The 25,388-nt window shown below is 65.8% G+C and carries 22 protein-coding genes and 1 pseudogene; 16 read left to right on the forward strand and 7 right to left on the reverse strand.

Annotated elements, in window-relative coordinates; genetic code table 11:
• From ON00_RS14395 to ON00_RS14405, 3 genes and pseudogenes are all read left to right on the forward strand, one after another.
• Positions 1–309: pseudogene (locus ON00_RS14395) on the forward strand (hypothetical protein); the annotation flags it as partial.
• 117 nt (positions 310–426) lie between these two features.
• Positions 427–1,623, forward strand: coding sequence for a bifunctional alpha/beta hydrolase/OsmC family protein (locus ON00_RS14400; protein WP_010406891.1), 1,197 nt, complete (start codon positions 427–429; stop codon positions 1,621–1,623).
• A gap of 85 nt (positions 1,624–1,708) precedes the next feature.
• Complete coding sequence (locus ON00_RS14405; protein ID WP_010406892.1) at positions 1,709–2,260, forward strand: rRNA large subunit pseudouridine synthase E; 552 nt, start codon at positions 1,709–1,711, stop codon at positions 2,258–2,260.
• 9 nt (positions 2,261–2,269) lie between these two features.
• Here the strand turns inward: ON00_RS14405 and ON00_RS14410 are convergent, their stop codons facing one another.
• On the reverse strand, positions 2,270–3,466 hold the full coding sequence (locus tag ON00_RS14410; RefSeq protein ID WP_010406894.1) for an acetyl-CoA C-acyltransferase: 1,197 nt from the start codon (positions 3,464–3,466) through the stop codon (positions 2,270–2,272).
• Positions 3,467–3,593: 127 nt separating this feature from the next.
• On the opposite strand from ON00_RS14410, the gene ON00_RS14415 reads away from it, so the two are divergent.
• The 6 genes from ON00_RS14415 to hisC all read left to right on the forward strand — a co-directional run bounded on the left by ON00_RS14415 (position 3,594) and on the right by hisC (position 11,202).
• The gene (locus tag ON00_RS14415) at positions 3,594–4,286 is read left to right on the forward strand and encodes a response regulator transcription factor (RefSeq protein WP_029622923.1); all 693 of its coding nucleotides are present in this window, start codon (positions 3,594–3,596) and stop codon (positions 4,284–4,286) included.
• Positions 4,283–5,848 carry a sensor histidine kinase gene (locus ON00_RS14420; protein ID WP_010406898.1) on the forward strand — a complete coding sequence of 522 codons (1,566 nt, stop codon included), beginning with the start codon at positions 4,283–4,285 and terminating at the stop codon, positions 5,846–5,848. The genes ON00_RS14415 and ON00_RS14420 overlap by 4 nt, the downstream gene beginning before the upstream one ends.
• Positions 5,849–6,419: 571 nt before the next feature.
• Positions 6,420–7,598, forward strand: a complete 1,179-nt coding sequence (locus ON00_RS14425) for a BaiN/RdsA family NAD(P)/FAD-dependent oxidoreductase (RefSeq protein ID WP_010406900.1) — start codon at positions 6,420–6,422, stop codon at positions 7,596–7,598.
• Between the two features lie 165 nt (positions 7,599–7,763).
• Complete coding sequence (locus tag ON00_RS14430) at positions 7,764–8,153, forward strand: endonuclease domain-containing protein (protein WP_010406903.1); 390 nt, start codon at positions 7,764–7,766, stop codon at positions 8,151–8,153.
• 178 nt (positions 8,154–8,331) lie between these two features.
• Positions 8,332–10,044: a DEAD/DEAH box helicase gene (locus tag ON00_RS14435; RefSeq protein WP_010406906.1), complete on the forward strand. Its 1,713-nt coding sequence runs from the start codon at positions 8,332–8,334 to the stop codon at positions 10,042–10,044.
• A gap of 63 nt (positions 10,045–10,107) precedes the next feature.
• A complete protein-coding gene (gene hisC, locus ON00_RS14440) occupies positions 10,108–11,202 on the forward strand; it encodes a histidinol-phosphate transaminase (protein ID WP_029622924.1) in 1,095 nt (364 codons plus the stop codon).
• A 128-nt stretch (positions 11,203–11,330) separates the two neighbouring features.
• Here hisC and ON00_RS14445 read toward each other — a convergent pair whose 3' ends face one another.
• Positions 11,331–12,575, reverse strand: a complete 1,245-nt coding sequence (locus ON00_RS14445) for an NAD(P)/FAD-dependent oxidoreductase (RefSeq protein ID WP_010406914.1) — start codon at positions 12,573–12,575, stop codon at positions 11,331–11,333.
• 179 nt (positions 12,576–12,754) lie between these two features.
• Here ON00_RS14445 and ON00_RS14450 point away from each other — a divergent pair, with 179 nt between their 5' ends.
• From ON00_RS14450 to ON00_RS14465, 4 genes are all read left to right on the forward strand, one after another.
• Positions 12,755–13,297 carry a GNAT family N-acetyltransferase gene (locus tag ON00_RS14450; RefSeq protein WP_010406916.1) on the forward strand — a complete coding sequence of 181 codons (543 nt, stop codon included), beginning with the start codon at positions 12,755–12,757 and terminating at the stop codon, positions 13,295–13,297.
• 83 nt (positions 13,298–13,380) lie between these two features.
• On the forward strand, positions 13,381–14,913 hold the full coding sequence (locus tag ON00_RS14455) for a PAS domain-containing sensor histidine kinase (RefSeq protein WP_154651338.1): 1,533 nt from the start codon (positions 13,381–13,383) through the stop codon (positions 14,911–14,913).
• Positions 14,903–15,556 carry a response regulator transcription factor gene (locus tag ON00_RS14460; protein ID WP_010406922.1) on the forward strand — a complete coding sequence of 218 codons (654 nt, stop codon included), beginning with the start codon at positions 14,903–14,905 and terminating at the stop codon, positions 15,554–15,556. The genes ON00_RS14455 and ON00_RS14460 overlap by 11 nt, the downstream gene beginning before the upstream one ends.
• Before the next feature lie 58 nt (positions 15,557–15,614).
• Positions 15,615–16,007 carry a response regulator gene (locus ON00_RS14465; protein WP_040601680.1) on the forward strand — a complete coding sequence of 131 codons (393 nt, stop codon included), beginning with the start codon at positions 15,615–15,617 and terminating at the stop codon, positions 16,005–16,007.
• Here ON00_RS14465 and ON00_RS14470 read toward each other — a convergent pair.
• From ON00_RS14470 to ON00_RS14480, 3 genes are all read right to left on the reverse strand, one after another.
• Positions 16,004–17,014: an acetate/propionate family kinase gene (locus ON00_RS14470; protein WP_010406928.1), complete on the reverse strand. Its 1,011-nt coding sequence runs from the start codon at positions 17,012–17,014 to the stop codon at positions 16,004–16,006. The two genes, ON00_RS14465 and ON00_RS14470, sit on opposite strands and share 4 nt — an antisense overlap.
• Entirely contained in the window at positions 17,002–19,413 is a 2,412-nt protein-coding gene (locus tag ON00_RS14475) for a phosphoketolase family protein (protein ID WP_040601681.1), read from the reverse strand. The genes ON00_RS14470 and ON00_RS14475 overlap by 13 nt, the downstream gene beginning before the upstream one ends.
• 219 nt (positions 19,414–19,632) lie before the next feature.
• A complete protein-coding gene (locus ON00_RS14480; RefSeq protein ID WP_010406932.1) occupies positions 19,633–19,965 on the reverse strand; it encodes a hypothetical protein in 333 nt (110 codons plus the stop codon).
• Positions 19,966–20,010: 45 nt separating this feature from the next.
• Between ON00_RS14480 and ON00_RS14485 the strand changes: the two genes are divergently transcribed.
• Complete coding sequence (locus ON00_RS14485; protein WP_154651340.1) at positions 20,011–20,871, forward strand: hypothetical protein; 861 nt, start codon at positions 20,011–20,013, stop codon at positions 20,869–20,871.
• Here ON00_RS14485 and ON00_RS14490 read toward each other — a convergent pair.
• Entirely contained in the window at positions 20,868–22,049 is a 1,182-nt protein-coding gene (locus ON00_RS14490) for a hypothetical protein (RefSeq protein ID WP_029622927.1), read from the reverse strand. The two genes, ON00_RS14485 and ON00_RS14490, sit on opposite strands and share 4 nt — an antisense overlap.
• A 442-nt stretch (positions 22,050–22,491) precedes the next feature.
• Here ON00_RS14490 and ON00_RS14495 point away from each other — a divergent pair, with 442 nt between their 5' ends.
• Both ON00_RS14495 and ON00_RS14500 read left to right on the forward strand, forming a co-directional pair.
• The gene (locus tag ON00_RS14495; protein ID WP_010406938.1) at positions 22,492–23,601 is read left to right on the forward strand and encodes an Acg family FMN-binding oxidoreductase; all 1,110 of its coding nucleotides are present in this window, start codon (positions 22,492–22,494) and stop codon (positions 23,599–23,601) included.
• Between the two features lie 87 nt (positions 23,602–23,688).
• Entirely contained in the window at positions 23,689–24,357 is a 669-nt protein-coding gene (locus ON00_RS14500) for an NAD(P)H-dependent oxidoreductase (RefSeq protein ID WP_010406940.1), read from the forward strand.
• Positions 24,358–24,509: 152 nt separating this feature from the next.
• Here the strand turns inward: ON00_RS14500 and ON00_RS14505 are convergent, their stop codons facing one another.
• Positions 24,510–25,382 (reverse strand): LysR family transcriptional regulator, encoded by an 873-nt coding sequence (locus ON00_RS14505; protein ID WP_010406942.1) that lies wholly within the window; start codon positions 25,380–25,382, stop codon positions 24,510–24,512.
• Positions 25,383–25,388: the final 6 nt, after the last annotated feature.

A 25,388-nucleotide genomic window follows, 5' to 3' on the forward strand; every position in this document is an offset into this window, starting at 1 on the left:
AAATCCGGTCCGGCGTATGACGACGTTGCGCGCGGCGCGGCACGTTTTGGTTTCTTTGCCTATCCCGAGCCGATCACGGCGGCCGACGCCAACCTCAACCGTGGGATCGACATCAGCGAGTTTCGCAAGGCGGCGGCGGAGCGCTTCGCGATGCTCGACAAGAAAGGCGACGGGCGGTTGACGCGCGACGAACTGCCCAAATTGTCGCCACCACCCGGCCGTGGCGGCCGTCAGGGCTGGTATGGCGGCAAGCGCCGTACCGCAGGCGGCGGCCCCGAGCCGGTCGAGCAGGCACCACCCGAGCAATGACCCTGCCAACCCCGCTCCTGCCATAACAAGCGCGGTTCGGCTTGCCAGTTTCCGTTCGCGCGATGCTATAGCGCGTCGCGGGTTTGGCGGGGCGGCCGGACCCGGCAGGAGAGGGTGATGAAGCGCGACGTACGGTTTCCCAATGCGACCGGGGTTCAACTGGCCGGGTCGCTGGAAGTCCCGCCCGCGCGGATTCGCGCAGTGGCGCTGTTCGCGCATTGCTTCACCTGCACCGCGCAAAGCCATGCCGCGCGTCGCGTCAGCCTGGCGCTCGCCGAACAGGGCATTGCCACGCTGCGCTTCGATTTCACGGGCCTTGGCCAAAGCGATGGCGCGTTTGCCGACAGCCATTTCGGCGCGAATGTCGAGGATCTGGTCGCGGCGGCGGCGTTCCTGGAAAGCGATGTCGGCGCACCGGCGATCCTGATCGGCCATTCGCTGGGTGGGGCAGCGGTGATTGCCGCTGCCGACCGTATCCCGTCTTCCAAGGCGGTGGTGACGATCGCCGCGCCGTTCGATCCGCGCCACGTGCTGCATTTGATTCAGGGCGCGCACGACATTGCCGATACCCCGCGCGACGTGTCGATTGGCGGACGACCGTTTCGCATCGGACGCGAATTTCTCACCTCGGTCGAGGGGCAGGACCAGGCGGCGCGGCTGGCGCGTTTGAAGCGGGCGTTGCTGGTGCTGCATTCGGCCACCGATGCGACCGTCGGCGTCGAAAATGCGCGCGCCATTTTCGAGGCGGCCAAACACCCCAAGAGTTTCGTCGCGCTCGACGGGGCGGATCATTTGCTGACCGATGCCGAACAGGCGCAATATGTCGCACAGATCATCGCCGCCTGGGTGCAGCCGTTCCTTGGGCCGGCAATGGCGATCGACGCGGTGCCCGAGGGGCATGTGCGGGTGAGTTCGACCGATGCCAAATTCGTGCAGATCGTCGAATCCTCGGGCCACAGCTTTCTTGCCGACGAACCGCTGGCGGCGGGGGGCAGCGATTACGGCCCGACGCCGTATGACTTGCTGTTGTCGGCGCTGGGCACCTGTACCGCGATGACGCTCAAGCTGATCGCGGAGAAGGAAGGCATCCCGCTCACCGGCGTTTCGGTCGTGCTCCACCACAGCCGCCGCCATGCCGATGATTGCGCTGCGGCGGCAGGCGGGCGGCCGCAAATCGAAGTGATCGAGCGGCGCATCGCCTTGCAGGGCGATCTGACCGAGGCACAGCGGATGCGGATGCTGGTCATCGCCGACAAGTGCCCGGTGCACCGCACGCTGGAGAGCAGGCCGGTGATCGAGACGCGGCTGGTTTGATGCACGCCCCCCGCTGGACAGGGGGCGCTGCGCTGCGCAAAGCCGGGTGCGGGCATCTGGGGCCTGAGCGGAAAGACATGAGGCGATGGCGCGGCTGATCCTGTTCAACAAGCCGTATGACGTGCTGTCGCAATTCACCGATAGCAGCATCGGTGCGGCGCGAACCACGCTGTCGGACTTCATCGCGGTGCCGGACGTTTATCCGGCCGGGCGGCTCGACCGTGATAGCGAGGGGCTGTTGCTGCTGACCGATGACGGGCGGTTGCAGGCGCGCATTGCCGATCCGCGCTTCAAATTGCCCAAGACCTATCTCGTTCAAATCGAAGGAGAACCCGATTCCGCCAGCCTCGATCGGCTGCGGCAGGGCGTGATGTTGAAGGACGGCATCACGCGCCCGGCCGAGGTCGAGCGGATCGACCCGCCCGAGCTGTGGCCGCGCGATCCGCCAGTGCGGTTTCGCAAGAGCGTGCCCGATTGCTGGATCCGGCTGACGATCCGCGAGGGGCGCAATCGCCAGGTGCGGCGGATGACAGCGGCGGTGGGCTTCCCGACCTTGCGGCTGGTGCGCTGGAGCATAGGTGCGTGGACGCTCGATGGCTTGGCACCGGGGACGTGGCGCGAAGCGCCGGTGGGGTAAGCCGGGGGTTTACACGATTTCGAACAGACCCGCCGCGCCCATGCCGCCTGCGGTGCACATCGACACCACCACCCAGCGCACCCCGCGCTTGCGCCCTTCGATCAGCGCGTGGCCGACGAGGCGCGATCCGGTCATGCCGAAGGGGTGGCCGATCGCGATCGCGCCGCCATTGACGTTGAAACGATCGGGATCGATGCCGAGCATGTCGCGGCAATACAGGCATTGCGAGGCGAAGGCTTCGTTGAGTTCCCACAGGCCGATGTCCTCGACCGACAGCCCGGCACGGGCGAGCAATTTGGGAATAGCGAAGACCGGGCCGATGCCCATTTCATCGGGCGCGCAGCCGGCCGCCTGGAAACCGCGATACAGGCCCAGCACCTCGCGCCCCTCGGCGAGGGCCGTCGCATGGTCCATCACGATCTGCGCGGAGGCACCGTCGGACAATTGGCTGGCATTGCCCGCCGTCACATGCTGGCCGGGGCCGGAAAAGTCGCCGCCGGGCCACACCGTCTTCAATCCCGCCAGTGCCTCCACCGTCGTGCCCGCGCGAATGCCTTCGTCCTGTGCGAGCGTCACGGTCTCGCTGCCGGTGCGGTTGCCCTCTTTGTCAAACAGCGCTTTTTCAACGGTAATCGGCGCGATCTCTTCGCGGAACGCCCCGGCTTCGAGCCCGCGCGCCGCGCGCTGCTGGCTTTGCGCGGCATAGGCATCCTGCGCGGCGCGGCTGATGCCATAGCGCTCGGCGACGATCTCGGCGGTCTCGATCATCGGCACATAGGCCGCCGGTTCGCGCGCCACCACTGATTGGTTGATGTAACGCGGCGCATCCTTGGTGACGGTGAGGCTGATCGACTCCATGCCACCCGCCAACGCCACGTCGATTTCGTTGCAGACGATGCTGCGCGCGGCCAGCGCGATCGCGGTAAGCCCCGAGCCGCATTTGCGGTCGAGCGTGAAAGCGGGGACGCTCTCGGGCAAGCCCGCCGCGAAGGTCGCCATGCGCCCGGCATTGCCGCCCTGGCTGCCCCATTGATTGCCGACGCCCCAGAAAATCTCGTCGATGCGCACCGGATCGATGCCTGCACGCTCGACCGCAGCGTTCATCACATGCGCCGCGAGCACCGGTGCTTCGGTCGCGTTGAACGCGCCGCGATAGGCCTTGCCGATCGGGGTACGGGCGGTGGAGACGATCGCGGCTTCACGCATGGCAGATGCTTTCGAGCTTTGGGTATGGAAAGAAGGTGTAGAGCCTGCACGCTTTCTCCACAAGCGCCGGATCATGCGTGGACGCGCCGAACGCTACACGGTTGACCGGTCGCATCCCGGAGCCACAATGACACGCATGAGCCATATCCTGATCGTCGATGACGACCCGCATATCCGCGACTTGCTCGCCTTCGCGCTGGGCAAGGCGGGGATGAGCGTCGCCGAAGCGAGCGACGGCGAGGATGCGCAAGCCGCGATCGCGCGGCGCATGCCCGATCTGATGGTGCTCGACATCAACATGCCACGCCTGAACGGGCTCGATCTGTGCCGGATGCTCCGCGCCGAGGGTGGGGCGGGGGCGGCGCTGCCGATTCTGTTCCTGTCCTCGCGCGATGACGAGATCGACCGCATCGTCGGGATCGAGATTGGCGGCGACGATTATGTGGTGAAGCCATTCTCACCGCGCGAAGTGGTGGCGCGCGTCGGCGCGATTTTGAAACGCGGTACGCGCGCGGCGGTGGGGGCGACGACGGTCACGCACAACCGGCTGACGCTCGACACCGATGGCTGGGAGGCGCGCTGGGACGAGGTGCCGGTCGCGCTGACCGCGACCGAATTTCAGTTGCTGCTGCTGTTCGCGACCAGCCCGGCCAAGGTGTTCTCGCGCGATGCGATTATCGACCGGCTGCACGGGCCGGGCTTTGCCATCACCGATCGCACGATCGACAGCCATGTGCGCAACTTGCGCGGCAAGTTTCCGGGTGTCGATCTGGTCGAGACGCGCGCCGGGATCGGCTATCGCATCGGTCGTTGTGCGTGATCGGCTGGCTGAAGGCGCTGGCCAAGGCGCATTGGCCGCGCCTGCATCTGAGTGCGATCTTGTTTGGCACCTTGCTGCTGGTGGCGTCACTGCCCGGTGTCGCGGCACTGTCGCTGCGCGTGTATGAAAACACGCTTGTTCAGCAGACCGAATCCGAACTGATCGCGCAAAGCGTGGTGCTGGCGGCGGCGTATAAGGCGGCGTGGTACGATGCCGCGCACGCGCCGCAGCCCGATCCTTCGTCCCGCCCGCTCGCGCCCGAAGCGCCTGCGATCGATTTGCGCACCATGCCGGTGCTGCCGCGCGCGCCGGGCGGGGTGCGAGCCGGCGCGGCCGATCCGCACGCGCTGCAGGTGGCGGCGCGGTTGCGGCCGATGGTCGGCGATGCGGTGGCGGTGACGCTGACCGGAACGCGGTTGTTGGATGCGCAGGGCATTGTCGTGCTGGGGCGCGGCGATGCCGGACAGGGGCTTGCCGGGCTGGCCGAAGTCCGCGCGGCGCTGGCCGGGCACAGCGCGACCGTGTTGCGCGAACGCAGCGCCGCCGAAATGGCCGATTGGCGCGCCGCGCTCAGCCGCGCTTATGCGATCCGCGTGCATCATGCCCGCCCGGTGATCGCCGATGGCAAGGTGATTGGCGTGGTGATGGTGACGCGATCGCCGCGCGGGCTGTTCATCGGCATCTGGCAGGACCGTTTCGCGATAGTGCTGGGCGCCGGGCTCATTTTCCTGACGCTGCTGGTGCTGGCAGGGTTGTTGTCGCGCGGCATTGCGCGGCCGATCACGGCGCTGGCGCGCGCCAGCGAGGAGGTCGCGCGCGGTGTGCCGGTGGTGCCCGAAACGCCGGTGACCGCCGCGATCGAGATCGCGCAGCTCTATGACAATTTCCGCGCAATGGCCGAGCGGATCGAGCGCCGCCAACGCTATTTGCGCGATGTCGCGGCGGCGGTGGCGCACGAGTTCAAGACCCCGATCGCGGGGATTCGCGGGGCACTGGAACTGCTCGACGAGCATGGCGCGGCGATGAGTACGGCCGAGCGCGCGCGTTTTATCGGCAATGCGACGGCGGATGCCGATCGCTTGGCGCGACTGGTGCAGCGGTTGCTGGACCTGGCGCGCGCCGACATGGCGACGATCGATGCGGATGCGCGCGCCGATATCGTTGCGGCGGCGCGGCGCGTGGCCGATTCCTTTCGAGGGGAAGGCTTTGCGGTCGAGGTGCAGGCGGGTGCCGTGGCCGAGGCGCGGGTGACGAGTGCTGCGATCGAGACGATCCTGGAAACGGTCGTTGAAAATGCGCGGCAGGCGGGGGCTTCGCTGGTGACGATCCGGGTTGAAGGCATTGGCGGCGTGCGGCTGACGGTGGCGGACGACGGGCCGGGAATCGCGGCGGCGGATATCGAGCGCATCTTCGAGCCGTTCTTCACCGGGCGGCGCGAGGAAGGCGGCGCCGGCCTTGGCCTCGCCATTGCGCGCTCCTTGCTGGCGGCGAGCGGCGGCACGATCGTTGCCGAACCGGTGGCGGCGGGGGCGTGCTTTCGGATCTGCCTCCTGCGCGCTTGAGGGGGGCGGCTGCGAAAAAGGGTTTTCACGCGAAGGCGCGAAAGCGCGAAGATTAAAGAGAGATGGTTCGCGCGGAGACGCGGAGGCGCGGAGAGGTTGGATTCGGGTCTGATGTCGGGAGACCAAAGGGGCGCTTGGGGAGCGCTGCGCGCTCGTTTTTCTGCTCTTTCTTCTCTCCGCGCCTCCGCGGCTCCGCGTGAGACACCTTCTTCCTTCGTGCCTTTGTGGCTTTGTGCGAGAAAATTTCCGCGCGCCGGCGGCACTGGTCGGTGGGGCACTTGAGCGTTGGGGAGAAGGGGTGTTCGCACAAAGCCACCAAGCCACGAAGCCACGAAGAGGAAGAAGATATTTTCGCGCAGAGGCGCAGAGGACGCGGAGGGGATATGCTCGGGGCTGATGCCGGGAGACCCAGAGCGCGTTTGGGGAGCGCTGTCGCGCTCATTTGTGCTCTCTCCTTTTCCTCTGCGCCTCTGCGCGGAAAAACCTTCTTCGTGTCTTCGCGGCTTCGCGTGGAAACCCTTTTCCTCGCCTGCCCCAGAGATATTTCCGCAAAAGCGTGTAGAGCCGCCCGATGACGACCTCTTGTTACGACACCATCATCCTGGGCGCGGGCGCTGCTGGCCTGATGTGCGCCGCCACCGCCGGACAACGCGGACGCCGCGTGCTGCTGATCGATCATGCAGAGGCGATCGGTAAGAAGATCCTGATTTCGGGCGGCGGGCGGTGTAATTTCACCAACCTCCACACCGCCGCCGACCGTTATCTCTCGGCCAACCTGCATTTCGCCAAATCGGCGCTGGGGCGCTACAGCGCTGCCGATTTCATCGCCTTGGTCGACAGGCACGGCATCGCCTGGCACGAAAAGACGCTGGGGCAATTGTTCTGCGACGGCTCGGCCAAGCAGATCGTCGCGATGCTGCAGGACGAATGCGATCGGGGCGGGGTGGAGATCGCGCTAGGCGCGGCGATCAGCGACGTGGCGCATGGCGACGGGCAGTATCGCGTCACCTTCGGTACTCGCAGCGCCAGCGCGCCCGCTTTGGTGATCGCGACGGGTGGCCCATCGATCCCGCAAATGGGCGCGACCGGCTTTGCGTATGATCTGGCGCGGCGCTTCGGGCTGAAGGTGGTCGAGCCGCGCCCGGCTTTGGTGCCGCTGACGCTGGGGGGCGAGGAGACGCTGTTCCGCGCGCTGTCGGGGGTGGCGGCGGAGGTGGTCGCGCGCGTTGGCAAGACGCGTTTTCGCGAGGCGGCGTTGTTCACGCATAAGGGGCTGAGCGGCCCGGCGATCCTGCAAATCTCGTCTTACTGGCGGCATGGCGAGCCGGTCGCGATCGATTTCCTGCCCGCGCTGAAACCGGGCTGGCTGGTGGCGGCCAAGCATGCGCGGCCGCGCGTGTCGCTGGCCTCGGCTCTGTCCAACCATTTGCCGGGGCGGCTGGCCGAAACGCTCGCCGACCGGCTCGGCATCGAGGGCGAATTGGGCGCGGCGACCGACAAAGCGGTCGAGGCGGCGGCGCGGCAACTGGCCGACTGGGCGTTCACGCCGAATGGCACCGAGGGCTTTGCCAAGGCCGAGGTGACGGCGGGCGGAATTTCGACCGCGGAATTGTCGTCCCAGACGATGGAAGCGCGCAAGGTGCCGGGGCTGTATGCGATTGGCGAGGCGGTCGATGTGACGGGGTGGCTTGGCGGGTATAACTTCCAATGGGCCTGGGCGAGCGGCTGGGCGGCCGGGATGGTGGTTTAAGGTCGGGCGTTGGTCGGCGTTGCGTAATACGGCAGGCCGACCCACCCCCAACCCCTCCCTTTCAGGGAGGGGAGGAAGAAGTGGAGGAACGCTTTCCTCCCCTCCCTGGAAGGGAGGGGGCGGGGGTGGGTTGCTCTCCGCATCGCGGGAGGCCAGTTTCTTGCGATGCCGCGCGTTCCGCCTGAAATGACTCGCCGCGCGCGGGCGCTGCGCACGAACGCGACCGAGGCGGAGCGGCTGGTGTGGGTACGTGTGCGGAGCTACCGGCCGCGCTTTACGCGGCAATTGGTGGTCAGGCGGTATATCCTTGATCTCGCCTGTCGTGAGGCACGGCTGGCGGTGGAGTTTGATGGCAGCCAGCATTGCGACTCGTCTTATGATGTCGAGCGCACGGCGTTCTTGGAAAGCGTCGGGTGGCGCGTGTTGCGGTTCTGGAATTCGGATGTGGTCGAAAATCCGGACGGGGTGGCGGAGGCGATTTTGAATGAGGTCGCGCTTCGCTGTAGGCCGACCCACCCCCAACCCCTCCCTTCCAGGGAGGGGAGGAGGAAATAGTATCTCCCCTCCCTGGAAGGGAGGGGCTGGGGGTGGGTTGCTCTCCGTAGTGTGCAGCGCCCGCCACCCGAAAACCCGCCCGAATGATACCAATTGCACACCCCCCGTGCATTTCCCGCACACCCGTGCTAAGCGCTCGCTTTGGCGTGCGCCCCCGCCGCCCCAGATCCGGAATATCATGCCCTTTTCACACCTCCCCACGCTTCTTGCCGAAGCGCTTTCCGCCCGTGGCTATGCCGCGCCGACTCCGGTCCAGGCTTCGGTCATCGAACCCGCCGCCGAGGGCCGCGATCTGATCGTTTCGGCGCAGACCGGCTCGGGCAAGACCGTCGCGTTTGGCCTCGCCATCGCCCCGCAATTGCTGACCGAAGACGAAGGCCGCCTGCCGCCGCCGCGCGCGCCGCTGGCGCTCGCCATTGCGCCGACGCGCGAGCTGGCGCTGCAAGTGAGCCGCGAACTCGAATGGCTCTACGCCAAGGCCGGTGCGCGCATTTCGACCTGCGTTGGCGGGATGGACGCCAGCCGCGAGCGCCGCTCCCTCAGCCATGGCGCGCATATCGTCGTCGGCACGCCGGGCCGGTTGCGCGACCATATCGAGCGCGGCGCGCTCGACCTGTCCAACCTCAAGGCGGTCATTCTCGACGAAGCTGACGAAATGCTCGACATGGGCTTCCGCGAGGATCTCGAGCTGATCCTCGACGCGTCGCCGTCCGAGCGCCGCACGCTGTTATTCTCGGCGACGATGCCCAAGTCGATCGTGGCGCTGGCCAAGCGCTATCAGAAGGATGCGTTGCGCATCTCGACCGTGGGCGAGGATCGCGGGCATGGCGACATCAGCTATCAGGCGGTGACCGTCGCGCCGGCCGATATCGAGAATGCCGTGGTCAATCTGTTGCGGCTGCATGAGGCGGAGACCGCGATCCTGTTCTGCGCGACGCGCGACAATGTGCGCCATCTGCACGCCGGCTTGATCGAGCGGGGCTTTGCCGCCGTCGCGCTGTCGGGCGAGCATAGCCAGAATGAGCGCAATTCGGCGATGCAGGCGCTGCGCGACAAGCGCGCGCGGGTGTGTGTGGCGACCGACGTTGCCGCGCGCGGGCTTGATCTGCCGTCGCTCAGTCTCGTCATCCATGTCGAACTGCCGCGCGATGCCGAGACGTTGCAGCATCGTTCGGGCCGCACCGGTCGCGCGGGCAAGAAGGGCACCGCGATCCTGATCGTGCCGTATCAGCGCAAGCGCCGCGTCGAGATGATGCTGCGCGGCGCGCGGATCGCGGTCGAATGGAAGAATGCGCCGACCGTCGACGATATCCGCAAGGCCGATCGCGAACGCTTGCTGGCAATGCTGATGGAGCCGGTCGAGATCGAAGATGACGATCGCGAACTGGCGGCCAAGCTGCTCGAACAGAAATCGCCTGAGGAAATCGCGGCCGCCCTGGTGCAGAGCCTGCGCTCGAAAATGCCGGCACCCGAGGAAATGCTGTCGCAATCCTCCGAAAAGCCTGCGGGCAAGGAGCATCACCGCGAGGGCTTTGACGACGTCAAATGGTTCCGCATGGACATCGGGCGGCGGCAGAATGCCGATCCGCGCTGGATCCTGCCGCTGATCTGCCGTCGCGGGCACATCACCAAGAACGAAGTCGGCGCGATCCGCATCGCCGCCAATGAGACGATGTTCCAGGTGCCGAGCGCGATCGCGGCCAAGTTCATGGCGGCGGTGAAGCGCACCGCGGGCGAAGAGGCCGAAGGCGGCGTGCAGTTCGAAGCGGTGCAGGGCGGCCCGGTCGAAGCCGAGCGTGGCCCGCGCCGCGCGAACGGCCCGGCGCCGGTGCGCCACAACCCGCGCCCGACGCTGCGCCCCGGCGGCCCGAACAAGCGCCCGCAACGCTGATTTGATCCTCCCCGTGCCGGGGAGGATTTGATGTTCTGCTGGTTCCCCGCTAACGTGCCGGGCATGAACGCACCTCAGCCTAAGCCATGGGTCATGGCTATCGCTCCTTATGTTCCGGGTCGCTCGACGGTCGAGGGCGACACGCCGGTTATCAAGCTGTCGTCGAACGAAAATCCGCTCGGCACCAGCCCAGAGGCAGTCGCGGCATTCACGCGCCATGCGGGTGATCTGGCGCGCTATCCCGATGCGGGGGCGGGCTTGCTGCGCGAGGCGATCGCGGCCCATCACGACCTGGATCCGGCGCGGGTGATTTACGGCACGGGATCGGACGAAGTGCTGCATCTCGTCGCCGGGGCCTATGCCGGGCCGGGCGATGAAGTGATTCAGGTCCGCTATGGCTTTGCGGTCTATGAGATCGCGACCCGGCGTGTGGGCGCGACCTTGGTGGTGGCGGACGACCGCGACTATGCGACCGATGTCGATGCGATCCTGGCGGCGGTGACCGAGCGGACGCGCGTGGTGTTCGTCGCCAACCCCAACAACCCGACCGGCACCTTTACGCCCAAGGCCGAGATCGCGCGGCTGCACGCGAGCTTGCCGCCGCAGGTGATGCTGGTGCTCGACCAGGCTTATGCCGAATATCTGGCACCCGAGGATGACGATGGCGGGCTGGAGCTTGCGCGCACTGCACCCAATGTGATCGTCACGCGCACCTTCTCCAAGATCCACGGGCTGGCCGCCGAGCGGATCGGCTGGGGCTATGGCTCGGCTGAGGCGATTGCGGCGATGCACCGCATCCGCGCGCCATTCTGCTGCACCACGGCTGGCCAGGAAGCCGCGATCGCGGCGCTGGCTGCTGCCGACTTCATCGCCGCCTCGCGCGCGCATAACCGCCTGTGGCGCGGCTGGTTTGCGGACGAGATCGCCAAGCTCGGCAATGCCGGGCTGCGCGCGGTGCCGAGCGAAGCCAATTTCCTGCTCGTGCTGTTCGATGGCGCGGTCACTGCCGAGACGGCGTATAAGGCGCTGCTGGCGCGCGGTTATATCGTGCGCTGGCTGCCGGGGCAGGGGCTGGCCAACGGTCTGCGCATGACGATCGGCACCGAGGCGGAAACGCGCGGGCTGGCGGCGGCGCTGCGAGAGATCGTGGGCGCGTAAGGCGCAAGCCCCGCCCGAATCCCCACCCCCGTTCGTTTCGAGCGCAGTCGAGAAACGGCCCCACGCGCTGTGCCTGGTTTCTCGACTACGCTCGAAACGAACGGGTTGGGGCGAGATGCCCCCCTCGCTCAAGCGGGCAGCAGCTCCTTCAGCGGCACCGTGGCGTCGGCCAGCCGCGCGGGATCGACCACCGCGCGCGCGACCACCAGCGCGCGGCCTTGCACATAATCGCGCGTGGCGTTGACGCAGTCGAGCGCGATGACGTGGCCGTGCTTGAGATAGATTACCGAGAAGCTGCGCGCGGCCACGTCGCCGCGCAGCACCACCGCATCATGGCCGATCGACAGGCCGACGGTCTGCAGCTTCAAATCATATTGGTTCGACCAGAACCACGGCACCGCGTCATAGGGCGTTTCCTCGCCGGTCAGCAGCTTGGCGACGGTGGTTGCCTGATCATTGGCATTCTGCACCGATTCGAGCCGGATCACCGCGCCATCGGCATACGGATTGGGGTGCGCGGCGCAGTCGCCGATCGCGAAGATATCGGGCAGGCTGGTGCGGCACAGCGCATCGACGCTGACGCCATTGCCGCCGTCCGCGCCCGCCGCGAGCAGCGGGGCGACGGCGGGGATGATGCCGATGCCGACGATGACGAGATTGCCGGGCAGCACCGTCCCATCGGCCAGGCGCACGCCGCTGGCAGCCCCGTCTTGGCCGACGATCGACTCGACGGTCACGCCGGTGCGCAGATCGACGCCGTGGGCGCGGTGCTCGGCCTCGTAGAAATGCGACAGCGGTTCGCCCGCGACGCGCGCCAGCACGCGCGGGGCGGCCTCCAGCACGGTGACGGGTTTGCCGAGCTTGGTCAGCACGGCGGCGGCTTCCAGCCCGATATAGCCACCACCGATGACGATCGCGTGCGTGACGGCGGGCAGTTCGGCGATCATCCGGTCGACATCGGCGCGGGTGCGCACGCCGTGGACGCCGCTGAGATCATGCCCCGCGCACGGCAGGCGGCGCGGCGCGCCACCGGTCGCCCAGATCAGCGTGCGATAGCCGATCGTGGCGCCATCCGCGGTGATGACCTGATGCGCGGGGGCGTCGACCGACACGACACGCTGCCCGGGGAGGAGTGTGATGTCGCGATCGACCCAAAAGGCGGCGGGGCGGATCAGCAGGCGCTCGAACGGCTTGTCGCCGGCCAGATATTCCTTCGACAGCGGGGGCCGCTCATAGGGCAGTTCGGGTTCGTCGCCGAGCATGGCGATCGTGCCCTCGAACTTGCGCTGGCGCAGCGCGATTGCCGCCTGCGCGCCGCCATGCCCGGCCCCAACGATCAGGACATCGAAGGGCGTCGGGTTGGTGTCGGTCATTGCAGATCCTCTCCGGCAGGGCAGTGTTCTTTGGGCCCTCATGAAAGCGCGACTGGCGCGGATCAACCCCCGCGCGCCAATAGGTAGTTTCCGCAGCTACCCGGGCGGGCTTCGCAATCCTATTTCCAGCCAGCGAAATGCGGCGTCGATCAACCGCCGCTGTTGCGAAAGGTGGCCCGATGATTGAGCATCTCACAACCCGGACGGGCTTTGAATTTCACGTTCGCCCCGCGCGGCCCGAGGATGACGGCACGGTTGCCGAGTTTTTCACGCACGTAACGCATGAGGATTTGCGCTTTCGGTTCCTGACCGGGCTCAACGAAGTGCGCCCCGACCAGATCGCGGCCTTGACGCATGTCGACCATCGCTGGTCGGAGAATTTTCTCGCCTTCACCAAGGATGGGTCGATGATGATCGCCACCGCGATGCTGGCGTGCGACGCGACCTTCGAGCGCGGCGAAGTGGCGATTGCGATCCGCAAGGACTTTAAGAACAAGGGCGTGGGCTGGGAATTGCTCGCTCATGTCGCGCGCTTCGCCGAGGCCAAGGGCGTGAAAGTGCTCGAGGCGATCGAAAGCCGCGAAAACCACGCCGCGATCGAGCTGGAGCGCGAAATGGGCTTCACCGTCGAAAGTTATCCCGGGGATTCGAGCCTGTTGCTGGTCAGCCGCAAGCTCGCGCACGACGTGCCGCGAGCGGGAATGCCAAATCGCCCGATGTGAGAAATCTGGGATACGTAAAGACGGCGGTGATGCTCGCCGCCGAATGTGTGCCGGTTCGGCGCGATGGCGTGGTACGAACGCCCATGACGCTAGCCGAATCCCAAGGCAGCGATGCACGCGATCTGGCTCTGCTCAATGAAGAGCTTGGCTTGCTGATCGACGGCGCGACCAACCACGCCATTTATATGCTGGATCCGCGTGGCCATGTGACGATCTGGAACCGCGGAGCGGAACGGATCAAGGGGTGGGCGCAGGCTGAGATTCTGGGCCGTCACTTTTCGCTCTTCTATCCGCCAGAGGATGTGCTGGCAGGGATGCCGCAGCGTGATCTCGATCGCACCAGCCTGGCCGGGCGGCTGGAGGAGGATAGCTGGCGGTTGCGGCGCGACGGGTCGGAGTTCCTTGCCAATATCACCATGACCGCGCTGTATGACGAAGCGGGCGCGCTGCGCGGCTTTGGCAAGGTGGTGCGCGACATTACCGACCAGAAAGCCGCCGAAACCGCGCTGGCGCGGCGCGAGCAGCATTTGCTCTCGATTCTGGCGACCGTGCCCGATGCGATGATCGTGCTCGACGAACAGGGCCGGATCGCCTCGTTCAGCGGGGCGGCGGAACGGATGTTCGGCTATTGCGAGGCGGACATTGTCGGCGAAAAGGCCGATATGCTGTTTCCGCGCATCGACCGCGACCGCGATGGCGGGTTTCTGGGCAGTTATCTGGTTTTTGACGACCGCGCCGTGGCCGGTGCGGTGCGGACGGTGCGGGGTCAGCGCAAGAATGGCGAGATCTTTCCGGTCGAACTCGCGGTCGGGGAGGCGTTGAGCGGTGGGCAGCGGATCTTCACCGGCTTTCTGCGCGATCTAACGCAGCGGCATCGCACCGAAAGCCGATTGCGCGATGTCCAGTCCGAGCTGATCCACGTGTCCCGGCTGAGCGCAATGGGCACGATGGCCTCGACCCTGGCGCATGAACTCAACCAGCCATTGACCGCGATCGCCAATTATCTGGAGGCAACGCGCGATCTGATGGTCGATCCGTCGCCCGAGACCGTGCTGCTGGTGCGCGGGGCGTTGGACGAGGCGGCGGGGCAATCGCTGCGCGCGGGGCAAATCGTGCGGCGGCTGCGCGATTTCGTGGCGCGCGGCGATGTCGAGCAACGCGCCGAGCCGCTGAACGCGCTCGTGCGCGAGGCCGCCAGCCTTGGTCTGATCGGTGCGGGCCAAGCGGGGGTCGAGACGGTGATGACCTTTGTCGACGACAGCGTTTGCGTGCAGGTCGACCGCGTCCAGATCCAGCAAGTGCTGGTCAATCTCATCCGCAACGCCCTCCAGGCGATGGCCGAGAGTCCGCAACGCGTGTTGACGATGACGAGCGCGACGCTGCGGGATATGGTAGAAGTCACCGTGGCAGATACCGGCACCGGTATTGCCCCCGAAATGACCGATCGCCTGTTCCAGGCCTTCGCCTCGACCAAGCAGGATGGCATGGGGCTGGGCCTGTCGATCTGCCAGACGATCGTGGAGGCGCATGGCGGGCGCATTTGGGCGGCACCGGTGCCAGGGGGCGGGACGGCGTTTCATTTCACCTTGATGCGGAGCAGTGCCGATGCCGGATAGTCGCCAGGACAAGCGCATCATCCATCTGGTCGATGATGAAGAGGCCATCCGGCGCTCGGCCGGCTTCCTGCTGCGGACAGCCGGATTCGAGGTGCAGACTTATGCATCGGGCACCGCCTTCCTTGCCGCCGCAGCCCATGCCACGCCGGGGTGCGTGTTGCTGGATATTCGCATGCCGGGCATTGACGGGCTCGAGGTGCAGCGCCTGCTCAATGAGCGCGGCATCGCGTTTCCGGTGATCGTGCTGACCGGGCATGGCGACATCTCGCTGTCGGTGCGCGCGATCAAGGCGGGCGCGGTCGACTTTCTGGAAAAGCCGTTCGACAAAGCGACGGTGTTGCACGCGATCGAAGAAGCGTTCGCGCGGCTAGCCAATTTGGAGGCGCAGCAATTGAGCGCGATCGAGGCGAGCGTCCGCCTGGCCGCGCTGACGCCGCGCGAGCGCGACGTGCTGGAGGGGCTCGTCAACGGGCAACCCAATAAGATCACCGCCTATAAACTCGGCATTTCGACGCGCACGGTGGAGGCACACCGCGCGAACCTGACGCACAAGCTGGGCGTGCGGTCGATATCGGATGTGTTGCGGCTGGCCTTTGCCGCGCGGCTGCATAGCCCCGTGGCCGAATGCGACACCGCGCCTTAGGTTTCTACCTACAGACCGCAGCGCGGTTATGGCCGATGGCAATCCTGAACGATTGGGAATGACCATGGTGCCAGCGCGGACAAGCATTCAAATCGCGCTGGTGGACGGCTATACTGCGGTGCGCCATGCGCGACAGCTTATGTTGCGCGCGGAAGGGTTCGACGTCCGTGCCTATGTCAGTGTCGCCTCCTTGCTGGCTGATCCGTTGGCGCGTGCCAGCGCCTGCGTCATTGCCGATGTCGATATGCCCGAACTTGGCGGCCTGGAGATCTTGCAGGCGATGCGGTTACAGGGTTGGACGGGGGTGATGATCCTGCTGGTCGATACGATCACCGACGCGCTGCTGGCCGAGGCGCGGTTGCTGGGCTTTGCCGCGCTGGTGCCGCGCGACCTGCCCGATCGCTCCCTGATCGAGGCGATCCGCATGGCCATCGCCGAGCTGCCGCACTAGCCAAGCAGTTGCGCTGTATGCCGTGCGATCTGCGCATTTTCCTGCGAGGGCAGCACGCGCTGCGCGATCGGCCGGGCAAAAGCGAGATCGGCGGAGATGGCGGCGCGCACCGCCGCATCATGCTCGCCAATGCCGCCGGTGAAGACGATCAGGTCGGCCCCGCCCAGCACCACCAGCATCCCGGCGATCTGCTTGGCGACCGAACGGCAGAAGATGGCAAGCGCGAGCGTCGCGGCGGCATCGCCTGACGCATGCAGCACGCGCAGATCGCTGGAGCGCCCCGACAGGCCGAGCAGGCCGGATTGGCGATCGATCAGCGTTTCGATCTGTGCCGCATCCAGGCGGCGTTCGCGCATCAGATAGAGCAACAGGCCGGGATCGATATCGCCGGCGCGCGTGCCCATCACCACCCCGCCCGAGGGGGTGAGCCCCATGCTGGTGTCGACCGAGTGCCCGTCCAGTACTGCCGTCACGCTCGCGCCATTGCCGAGATGCGCGATGATCAGGCGGTGCGGCACGGCGTCGCCCAGTTGCGCGAGGATCGATTCGCACGACAGGCCGTGAAAGCCGTAGCGCCGCACGCCTGCATCGCGCAGCGCCTTGGGGATCGGCAGCGTGGCGGCGATGGCGGGCAAGCGGGCGTGGAAGCCGGTGTCGAAGCACGCGATCTGCGGCACGCCGGGATAGCGCGCCTGCGCCAGCGCGATCATCCGCAGCGAGGCCGGGCCGTGCAGCGGCGCGAAGGCGGTTGCCGCCTGCAGCCGCGCGAGGACGCCCGCATCGATCCGCACCGGCGCAAACAGATCGATGCCGCCATGCACGATGCGGTGGCCGATCGCATCGGGCTGGCCGCCGCCGATCTCAGCGAACACGGCGGCATCGACATCGGCATGCTCGACCTCGCCCGCGGACAGCTCGACCACCGCCTCGCCGACCGCATACACGCCGTATTTGACCGAGGACGACCCGCCGTTGAGCGTGAGGACGCGCGTGCTCACCGCGTCCATTGCCAGTCGCGCACTTCGGGCAGATCCTCGCCATGTTCGGCGATGTAGAGCCTGTGGCGCTCGATCATCGTCCAATAGCGTTCGGTCTCGGCGGGCACGCGGTCCCGCAGGCGCGGGATGCGTTCGATCGCGTCGAGCGCCAGGCGATAGCGGTCGAGATCGTTGAGCACGACCATGTCGAACGGCGTCGTCGTGGTGCCTTCATCCTTATAGCCGCGCACATGGAAATTGCGGTGGTTGGTGCGGCGGTAGGCGAGCTTGTGGATCAGCGACGGGTAACCGTGAAAGGCGAAGATCACGGGTGTGTCGGTGGTGAACAGCGCATCGAAGGCGCGTTCGTCGAGGCCGTGGGGATGCTCCGATTGCGGTTGCAGCACCATCAGATCGACGACGTTGACGACGCGAATGCGGATATCGGGGACGAATTGGCGCAGCAACTGCACCGCCGCCATCGTCTCCAGCGTCGGCACGTCACCGGCACACGCCATCACCACATCGGGGTCGCCCGGATCGCTCGCCCATTCCCACACGCCCGCCCCGGTGGTGCAGTGGCGCACGGCCTCGTCAATGCCGAGCCATTGCCATTCGGGCTGCTTGCCCGCGACGATGACATTCACATAATTGCGGCTGCGCAGGCAGTGATCGGCGACCGACAACAGGCAATTGGCATCGGCGGGCAGATAGATGCGCACCACCTCGGCCTTCTTGTTGGCGACATGATCGAGGAAGCCCGGGTCCTGATGCGACAGGCCATTATGGTCCTGCCGCCAGACATGCGAGGTCAGCAGGTAATTGAGCGAGGCGATCGGCCGCCGCCACGGGATGCCGCGCGTCACCTTTAGCCATTTGGCGTGCTGGTTGAACATCGAGTCGATGATGTGGATGAAGGCTTCGTAGCACGAGAACAGTCCGTGCCGCCCGGTGAGCAGATAGCCTTCGAGCCAGCCCTCGCAGAGATGCTCGCTCAGCACCTCCATCACGCGGCCGTCGCGCGACAGATTCTCGTCAACCGGCTCGACCTCGGCCATCCACGCCTTGCCGGTGACTTCATACACCGCCTGCAACCGGTTGGAGGCGGTTTCGTCGGGGCCGAACAGGCGGAAATTGGCGGCCTCCAGATTGAGCGCCATCACGTCGCGCAAGAAACCGCCGAGCACCGCCGTCGCCGCCGCTTTGACCGTGCCGTGCCCGGCTTGCGCCACGGCGTGGTCGCGGAAATCGGGGAGGACCAGCGGCACGAGCAATTCCCCGCCATTGGCATGGGGGTTGGACCCCATGCGGCGGTGCCCGGTCGGCGCGAGCGACGCATACTCCTCGCGGAACTTGCCGGTCTCGTCGAACAATTCGGCGGGGCGGTAGCTTAGCAGCCATTCTTCGAGCTGGCGGAGATGCTCGGGCTCCTTGAAATCGGCGATCGGCACCTGGTGCGCGCGCCAGGTGCCTTCGACCGGCTTGCCATCGACGAATTTCGGGCCGGTCCAGCCCTTGGGGGTTTGCAGCACGATCATCGGCCAGCGCGGGCGCTCGCCATCCGGCGCACCGTACCGCGCCTGCGCCTGAATATCCTGGATCTGCGCCAGCACCGCGTCGAGCGTTGCGGCGAGCGTCTGGTGCACCGCCTCGGGATCGTCCCCCACCACGAAATGCGGATCATAACCATAGCCGCGCAGCAACTCGGTCAGCTCCGCGCGGCCGATCCGCGCCAGCAGCGTGGGGTTGGCGATCTTGAAGCCGTTGAGGTGGAGGATCGGCAGCACCGCGCCATCGCGCGCGGGGTTGAGGAACTTGTTCGAATGCCAGCTCGTCGCCAGCGCGCCCGTCTCCGCCTCGCCATCGCCGACGACGCAAGCGACGATCAGATCGGGATTGTCGAACACCGCGCCATACGCATGCGCCAGCGAATAACCGAGCTCGCCGCCTTCATGGATCGACCCCGGCGTCTCCGGCGCGACATGGCTGGGGATGCCGCCCGGCCAGGAGAATTGGCGGAACAGCCGGTCCATGCCGCCACGGCTGCGCTCGATCGCGGGATAACGCTCGGTATAGGAGCCTTCGAGATAGGTGTTGGCGACCAGCCCCGGCCCGCCATGCCCCGGCCCGATCACCGCGATCATATTGAGATCGTGTTCGACGATCAGCCGGTTGAGATGGACATAGAGCAGGTTGAGCCCCGGCGTCGTGCCCCAATGGCCGAGCAGCCGCGTCTTGACGTCGGCCAGCGCGAGCGGACGATCGAGCAGCGGGTTGGCGCGCAGATAGATCTGCCCGACCGACAGATAATTGGCGGCGCGCCAATAGCCATGCATCCGCCGCAGCAGATCGGGCGAAAGCGGGCCGGATATGGAGGCACCGGGAATGGGCGCGCCGGAGCCAAGCGGGGCGGGGAGCGGATCGGTCATGGGCATTCCTGTGCTGCGCGCGGTGTGGGGCGGTTATGCCTGTGGGGCGCGCGCGGCGGCAGCTTCGGGAAATACGGGGGTGGTTGGGGGGGGCGGGACCGCTGGGTGTTGCGGTCATCGACGCTGGTTTTGAAAGTCGAGCGATTTGTGGATTCGCCGCTTTTGGGCCGTCTCCAGTCTGTCCGGTTTCAGATTGCCGCCGGTCGAAGCGGCCATGATCTAAAGGTCAGGTTTTTCGATACCAAAAAATCTCCAAGGATCGCCGGAGCCGACAAGCAGCGCCACATTTTCGCCAGCGGGTGCCGTCGAGTCTTCCCAGCCACCCGGTGAGAGCGCTTCAATGGTACCGACACCGGGGCCGGTGAGATAGATTTCGGACTTGGCCTGTCCCGGCTCACTTTTCATGAACATCGCGAGGTTTTCAGGCCCGCCGCTAGCCACCATGAGATTGCAGAAATGATCCTGTAACGCCGCCCAGTCCGCGAGCGGGAGCGACTTAGTGCGCCACACCATATCCATCCTCCTTGGGGCGATTGCCATGGCCGCAATCATGCCTCACCTGCTGCAAATTGACTAGGCGCGCGCTACATACCAGCGATGGCAATGTTACTCGCTGACTCGAACGCGCTAGGTAATCCTCAGCTCAGGACGTATCTCGCGGCGTCCGGCGATCATAACATCGCGCTATCCGACCTCACGCTGGTTGAGATGCGGAAGGAACACGCCATCACCAATTCCCGCATGTCGCTGCGCATCGCTTCGCAATTCCCGACACAAGTGTTCGTGCTGAAGCGTACGCACGAAATTTTGGAGCTGAACATGGCGGCCTGTGCTGACGTGAATGCCCTTTTCGACTACATGGCAGGCGCAGAGCTAAACCGAGATATGCTGGACCTTTCGACAGTCCCGGTGCCTGAACGACTGAAGGTTCGCATGGCGGCACTCGAACCGGAGGCTGCAAACGTCATCGCGGAGTTGGGCAATCAAATGCAAGACCTTGAAGAGGCGCTTGTGGACATCACCAAGGAGTTCAAGCCCTGTCAGGTGAAGCAATTGCGTACCGGGCGCGACGTCACGGAGGACACGCGGCAAACCCTTTTCCGGCTGCTGAAGGAAACGACCGCGCGATTCTTCATCGACAACCAAAAGCCCCTGAACCGGAAAAGCATTTTGCTCACTGAAGCGCGCGGCACGTTTGCATTCCGCTACTCGCTATGCATGATGGTCTATTACATTCTGTGGGTGCAGAATGGACGGCAAGTAGGACGCCCCGTGCATCTGCGTGTGAACGATGTGATAGATATGCAACTCGCCACTATGGGCACTTATTTCAACGGCGTGCTGAGCACCGACAAGCTGGTATGGAATACATCGCGCGCCGTTCGTGCGGTTCTCCGGCAGTTTGGCGCCTTCGTTGGCGAGGATTGGGTTCTCCCAGATTCCTTGGTGTCACTCTAAGGAAGTTCCTGCGGATACCTAATCTCGAAGACCGGCTTTCCCGATTTCGCCTCACAGCAGATTGCGTGCATCAAGCTACTGGCAGGCTGCGACTCTATGAAGTTCTGCACGAAATTCTGCGTCATAGCGGTTGCCATCTTCCGGGTGACCTTGGTGGCAGGCGTGTTGATGTTCGTGCACCCTTGCTTTGGCTCGCCGCCATCGTCGTCAACGTAGGTGTAGTCGATCCTTAGCACGATTATTGCTCCTGACTTCGTGGCCTCCGCAAAGTGCCGTGGTCCAAACTCGTCCGCGAACATCGGTGCGGAATATTCCTCAGACAGATAGAAGCAGATCATCGAGCATAGCCATGATAGGTCGCGGGCCTCATCCTGCTTGTCTGGACTCCACGCCCCAGGCTTTCGCCGGTTGCTGTGGAAGTAGTGGCCCCGCCGCTCGATGAGGTGCTTGGCGATCTCTTTCGGCGTTGGCGAGCCACGTAGAAGGATGCTCGTGGGGGTGGCGAGCCGCGTGCGATCCTCTCGAAAATCGGCCTTCGCCGACTTGATCGCATCCATAAGCACCGCATGACCTGTAAACGCCTCATTCAAGCCAGCCTGTGTTGATTTTCCATTGCTGAAAAAGGCATCGAGTATCAGGAAGTAGTAGCGGAAGGCGTCGATATAACGGGCCTCCTTCGATGCCTCGCGGGCATAGTTGGTCAACGTGGCAAAGAGTCGATATCGGTCGTCATACGGCTTCTCAGCGGCCATCATTGCCCTGGTGAAATAGTCGTAAGTCAGCGCGAGCGGACGGTCATCCGCCTCGCCGTAGCTGAAATGGCTTATCGCAACGGCGTCGTTCTCTTCCGGCGTTTCGCCTTCGTACTCGGCATCCGTCCGATCGAAAGCGACTTGAACGGGGAATAATGCCTGCATGAAGCTGAAGCCGTTCCGAACCTGCTGACGAAGCATCGTTTGCAGCGGATCGTTGACCGTGATTTTAGGAGGCTCCCCCGGTTTCTCCGGGTCGGTCAGAGTAGGTGCATGGGTTGTGGGCTGCCCGGTGAAGGTGAACTTCAATGCGCTCACCATGTCGCCGTCTGCCACCAGCGTCATACGCGCGCCCAGCACATCAATGGGCCAATGGTCCAACATGCGAATTGGCTGCTTCAAGTGGACCGTATAGCGCGCGATCATTCTTGAAAACTACCGCACGACCGCCCGAACGCAACCCTTCAACCTCGCGGACATGGTGCAAAATCTATGGCCCGCGAACGGCCGGTTTCGGGAACTACACCTGCTCCGCCGAACGGCGAATATTGGGGCGCATAGTCGCCCCCCCACACACCCCCTACCGCAACCGCCGCGTCACCGCGTGCAGCGTTTTGCGGTCCTGTGCCGGGCAGTGCCAGTTGAGCGTGTTGCCATAAGGGTGGCTGTCGGCCAGCCGGATCGATTGGCCGTCGGGCCAGCAGGTCAGCCATAATTGGACGCGGGTGCATTAACCCGATTTTCGTCTGGTGTCGGTATCGCGCATCCCCGATTGCGGACTTGTTGAGCCCCCTACGTACTTCCCGCCCCTCGACCCCGTCGCCGCGCCGTCGCATCTCCCGCAAGCGCATAGCGGGGAGCAAAGCCGATGACCGTCGAACGCCGCTTCAGTCGCCGGGCCACCTTGATCGGGGGCGGGGCGGTGGTGTTGGCCGGGGTGGGGGCAGCCGGGCTCGGCTATCGCGAGCTGGCGTCGCTGAAGGGCTATGATGCCGCCGTGGCGGAGAGCCGCGCCGCGCTGGCGGCGCAGCCTGCCGCGCGCGATCTGGTGCGGTTTGCGACGCTCGCCGCCAATGGGCACAACACCCAGCCCTGGCTGTTCCGCATCGGCGAGAACCGCATCGACATCCTGCCCGATCGATCGCGCCGGACGCCGGTGGTGGACCCCGACGACCATCATCTGTTCGTGAGCCTTGGCTGTGCTGCGGAAAATCTGGCGCTGGCTTCGGCGGCGGCGGGGTTGCCGTGCGACGTTGGCTTCGATCCCGCAAGCGGCGCGGTGTCGGTGCGGCAGCAGCGCGGCGCGCCGGTCGCCTCGCCGCTGTTCGCCGCCATCCCGCACCGCCAATCGACGCGCGCGGTGTATGATGGGCGCGTGGTTGCGCCGGAGCTGCTACGGCAATTGGCGGAGGCGGCGGCGGAGCCGGGGGTGTCGCTGGTGCTGCTGACCGATCGCCCGCGCCTCAACCACATCCGCGATCTGGTGGTGGCGGGGAATAGCGCGCAACTGGCCGATGCCGCGTTCCTGCGCGAACTCAAAAGCTGGATGCGCTTCACCCCGCAGCGCGCGCTGGCGACGGGCGACGGATTGTTCAGCGTGACCTCGGGCGCGCCGGTGCTGCCCGAATGGCTGGCCCCGCTGCTGCTCGATCAAGTGTTCACCGCGTCTTCGGAAAACGCCAAATATGCGCGGCAAATGGCGTCCACGGCGGGCGTGGCGGTGTTCGTCGGGGATCGCGCCGACCCCGCGCATTGGCTGCGCGTGGGGCGCGCGTGCCAGCGCTTTGCGTTGCAGGCGACCGCGCTTGGGCTGCGCCATGCGATGATCAACCAGCCGGTCGAGGTGGCGCGGTTGCGGCCCGAGCTGGCGCGGTTGATCGGTGCGCCGGGCGTGCGGCCCGATCTGGCGATGCGCTTCGGCTATGGCGCGTGCCTGCCCTTTTCCGCGCGGCGATCGGTGGAGGCAGTGCTGGCCTGAGCCGCGCGCCCGCTAGGTACTTCCCGAGTCTGCCTGGGCATCGGGCCGCGCATTATGCTGTGACGACGCGCCACCCGGGGAACGACCATGCCTGCCAATCAACCGATCCGCCATGTCATCGTGCTGGGGCATCCCTCGCCCGGCAGCTTCAACCACGAAGTCGTCCAGCGCTACTGCGCAACCGTCCGCGAAAACGGGCAGGAGGCGGTGGTGCGCGATCTCTATGCGCTCGATTTCGACCCGTGCCTGCGCGCCGACCGGCTGCCCGGTCACGCCAGCGGCATGTCCGCTGATGTCGCGCATGAGATCGGGCTGTTGCGGCAGGCCGATGTGATCGTGTTCGTCTATCCGATCTGGTTCGGTATGCCGCCGGCGATCATCAAGGGCTATGTCGACCGCGTGCTAGGCGTGGCGCAGACGCCGTCCTCGATCCGCGACCATCGCCCGGATTCGGTGCTGGTCGGCAAATCCTTCGCCACCTTTTCCAGCTCGGCGACGACGCGGATCTGGTTGGACGAACAGGGCCAGATGGAATCGATCCGCCAGGCATTCGACCGCTATCTGATGGGCATTTTCGGGCTGCGCGATGCGGGCCATGTCCATTTCGGCGCGATCGTCGCGGATATGGAGGCGCGCTTCGTCGCCGAATGCCTGCTCGAGGTGGAAACGCAGGCGCGCAAGATCTGCAGCGAGGTCGCCGCCGCGCGCCACGCCGCCCGCGCGCAGGATGCAGTGGCGGCGTTCACCGGGGACTGAGCGTTTGTTTGGAAATGCGCCACGGCGCATTTCGCGGCACCGGCCCGCTCCCCCACCCGGCCACCCAACGGCAGTATTCTATGGGTGGCCGGGTGGGGGAGCGGGCCGGTGCCGCCTTGAAATTCGCTCTTTCGCGAATTTCCAAACGGCCTCTAAGCGAGCGTTTCCGCCAAGCCGCGCAGCCAATCGCCGACCGCCTGGATGCGCGGGGTGGCGTGGGTGTCCTGATGCGTCACCAGCCAGAAGGTGCGCGTCAGATGCACGCTGTCGCCGAGCACGGGCACCAGCGCTGCGTCGCGCGCGGCGATGAAATCGGGCAGCACGCCGATGCCCGCGCCCGCGCGGATCATGGCGTGTTGCACAGTGATGCTGGTGCTGCGCGCCCGCGCCACGAGGCCGTCGTGGATTTCCGACAGATAATTGAGCTCGGGCGCGTGGACGTGTTCTGGGACATAGCTGATCAGCGCATGGCCGTGCAGGTCGGCGGCGCTGGCCACCCGCGCGTGATCGGCGAGGAAGCCGGGCGTGGCGTAGAGCCGCAGCCGGTAATCGGTGAGTTTGGTCGCGCGCAATTGGCGGTTGCGCGGGCGCGCGAGCATCACCGCCATATCGGCCTCCCGCCTGGACGGGTTGAGGAAGCCCGAGGCGGTGATCAGGTCGATCCGCAAATTGGGCTGGTCGCGGCGGAAGGCGGGCAGAGCTGGCGCGACGACATGGGTGGCGAGGCCCTCGGCGATGCTGAGGCGGACCTGGCCCGCGAGCGCGGCGCTGGTGGGATCGACCTCGGTTGCGGCGAGCACGGCGGCCTCGATCGTCTCGCTATGGAGCAAGAGCGCCTGGCCGGTTTCGGTCAGGCGGCGCTCGCCAGCGATCGTCTCGAAGATGGCGGTGCCGAGCCGCTGCTCCAGCCGGGCGAGGCGGCGGCCGACGGTGGTGACGTCCACCCCCAGCGCACGCGCCGCGCCCGCCATGCGCTGCGCCCGCGCAACGGCGAGGAAAATGCGCAGATCATCCCAGTTTTCCATCGTCAC

Origin of the sequence: Sphingomonas echinoides ATCC 14820, from assembly GCF_000241465.1 — a bacterium.
Lineage (GTDB): Bacteria > Pseudomonadota > Alphaproteobacteria > Sphingomonadales > Sphingomonadaceae > Sphingomonas > Sphingomonas echinoides.

Excerpts from the sequence above, each read along its gene's own strand:
- ON00_RS14400 (WP_010406891.1), top strand. The coding sequence starts at position 427 with ATGAAGCGCGACGTACGGTTTCCCAATGCGACCGGGGTTCAACTGGCC.
- ON00_RS14405 (WP_010406892.1), top strand. The coding sequence starts at position 1,709 with ATGGCGCGGCTGATCCTGTTCAACAAGCCGTATGACGTGCTGTCGCAA.
- ON00_RS14410 (WP_010406894.1), bottom strand. The coding sequence starts at position 3,466 with ATGCGTGAAGCCGCGATCGTCTCCACCGCCCGTACCCCGATCGGCAAG.
- ON00_RS14415 (WP_029622923.1), top strand. The coding sequence starts at position 3,594 with ATGACACGCATGAGCCATATCCTGATCGTCGATGACGACCCGCATATC.
- ON00_RS14425 (WP_010406900.1), top strand. The coding sequence starts at position 6,420 with ATGACGACCTCTTGTTACGACACCATCATCCTGGGCGCGGGCGCTGCT.
- ON00_RS14430 (WP_010406903.1), top strand. The coding sequence starts at position 7,764 with ATGCCGCGCGTTCCGCCTGAAATGACTCGCCGCGCGCGGGCGCTGCGC.
- ON00_RS14435 (WP_010406906.1), top strand. The coding sequence starts at position 8,332 with ATGCCCTTTTCACACCTCCCCACGCTTCTTGCCGAAGCGCTTTCCGCC.
- hisC (WP_029622924.1), top strand. The coding sequence starts at position 10,108 with ATGAACGCACCTCAGCCTAAGCCATGGGTCATGGCTATCGCTCCTTAT.
- ON00_RS14445 (WP_010406914.1), bottom strand. The coding sequence starts at position 12,575 with ATGACCGACACCAACCCGACGCCCTTCGATGTCCTGATCGTTGGGGCC.
- ON00_RS14450 (WP_010406916.1), top strand. The coding sequence starts at position 12,755 with ATGATTGAGCATCTCACAACCCGGACGGGCTTTGAATTTCACGTTCGC.
- ON00_RS14455 (WP_154651338.1), top strand. The coding sequence starts at position 13,381 with ATGACGCTAGCCGAATCCCAAGGCAGCGATGCACGCGATCTGGCTCTG.
- ON00_RS14460 (WP_010406922.1), top strand. The coding sequence starts at position 14,903 with ATGCCGGATAGTCGCCAGGACAAGCGCATCATCCATCTGGTCGATGAT.
- ON00_RS14465 (WP_040601680.1), top strand. The coding sequence starts at position 15,615 with ATGACCATGGTGCCAGCGCGGACAAGCATTCAAATCGCGCTGGTGGAC.
- ON00_RS14470 (WP_010406928.1), bottom strand. The coding sequence starts at position 17,014 with ATGGACGCGGTGAGCACGCGCGTCCTCACGCTCAACGGCGGGTCGTCC.
- ON00_RS14475 (WP_040601681.1), bottom strand. The coding sequence starts at position 19,413 with ATGACCGATCCGCTCCCCGCCCCGCTTGGCTCCGGCGCGCCCATTCCC.
- ON00_RS14480 (WP_010406932.1), bottom strand. The coding sequence starts at position 19,965 with ATGATTGCGGCCATGGCAATCGCCCCAAGGAGGATGGATATGGTGTGG.
- ON00_RS14485 (WP_154651340.1), top strand. The coding sequence starts at position 20,011 with ATGGCAATGTTACTCGCTGACTCGAACGCGCTAGGTAATCCTCAGCTC.
- ON00_RS14490 (WP_029622927.1), bottom strand. The coding sequence starts at position 22,049 with ATGATCGCGCGCTATACGGTCCACTTGAAGCAGCCAATTCGCATGTTG.
- ON00_RS14495 (WP_010406938.1), top strand. The coding sequence starts at position 22,492 with ATGACCGTCGAACGCCGCTTCAGTCGCCGGGCCACCTTGATCGGGGGC.
- ON00_RS14500 (WP_010406940.1), top strand. The coding sequence starts at position 23,689 with ATGCCTGCCAATCAACCGATCCGCCATGTCATCGTGCTGGGGCATCCC.
- ON00_RS14505 (WP_010406942.1), bottom strand. The coding sequence starts at position 25,382 with ATGGAAAACTGGGATGATCTGCGCATTTTCCTCGCCGTTGCGCGGGCG.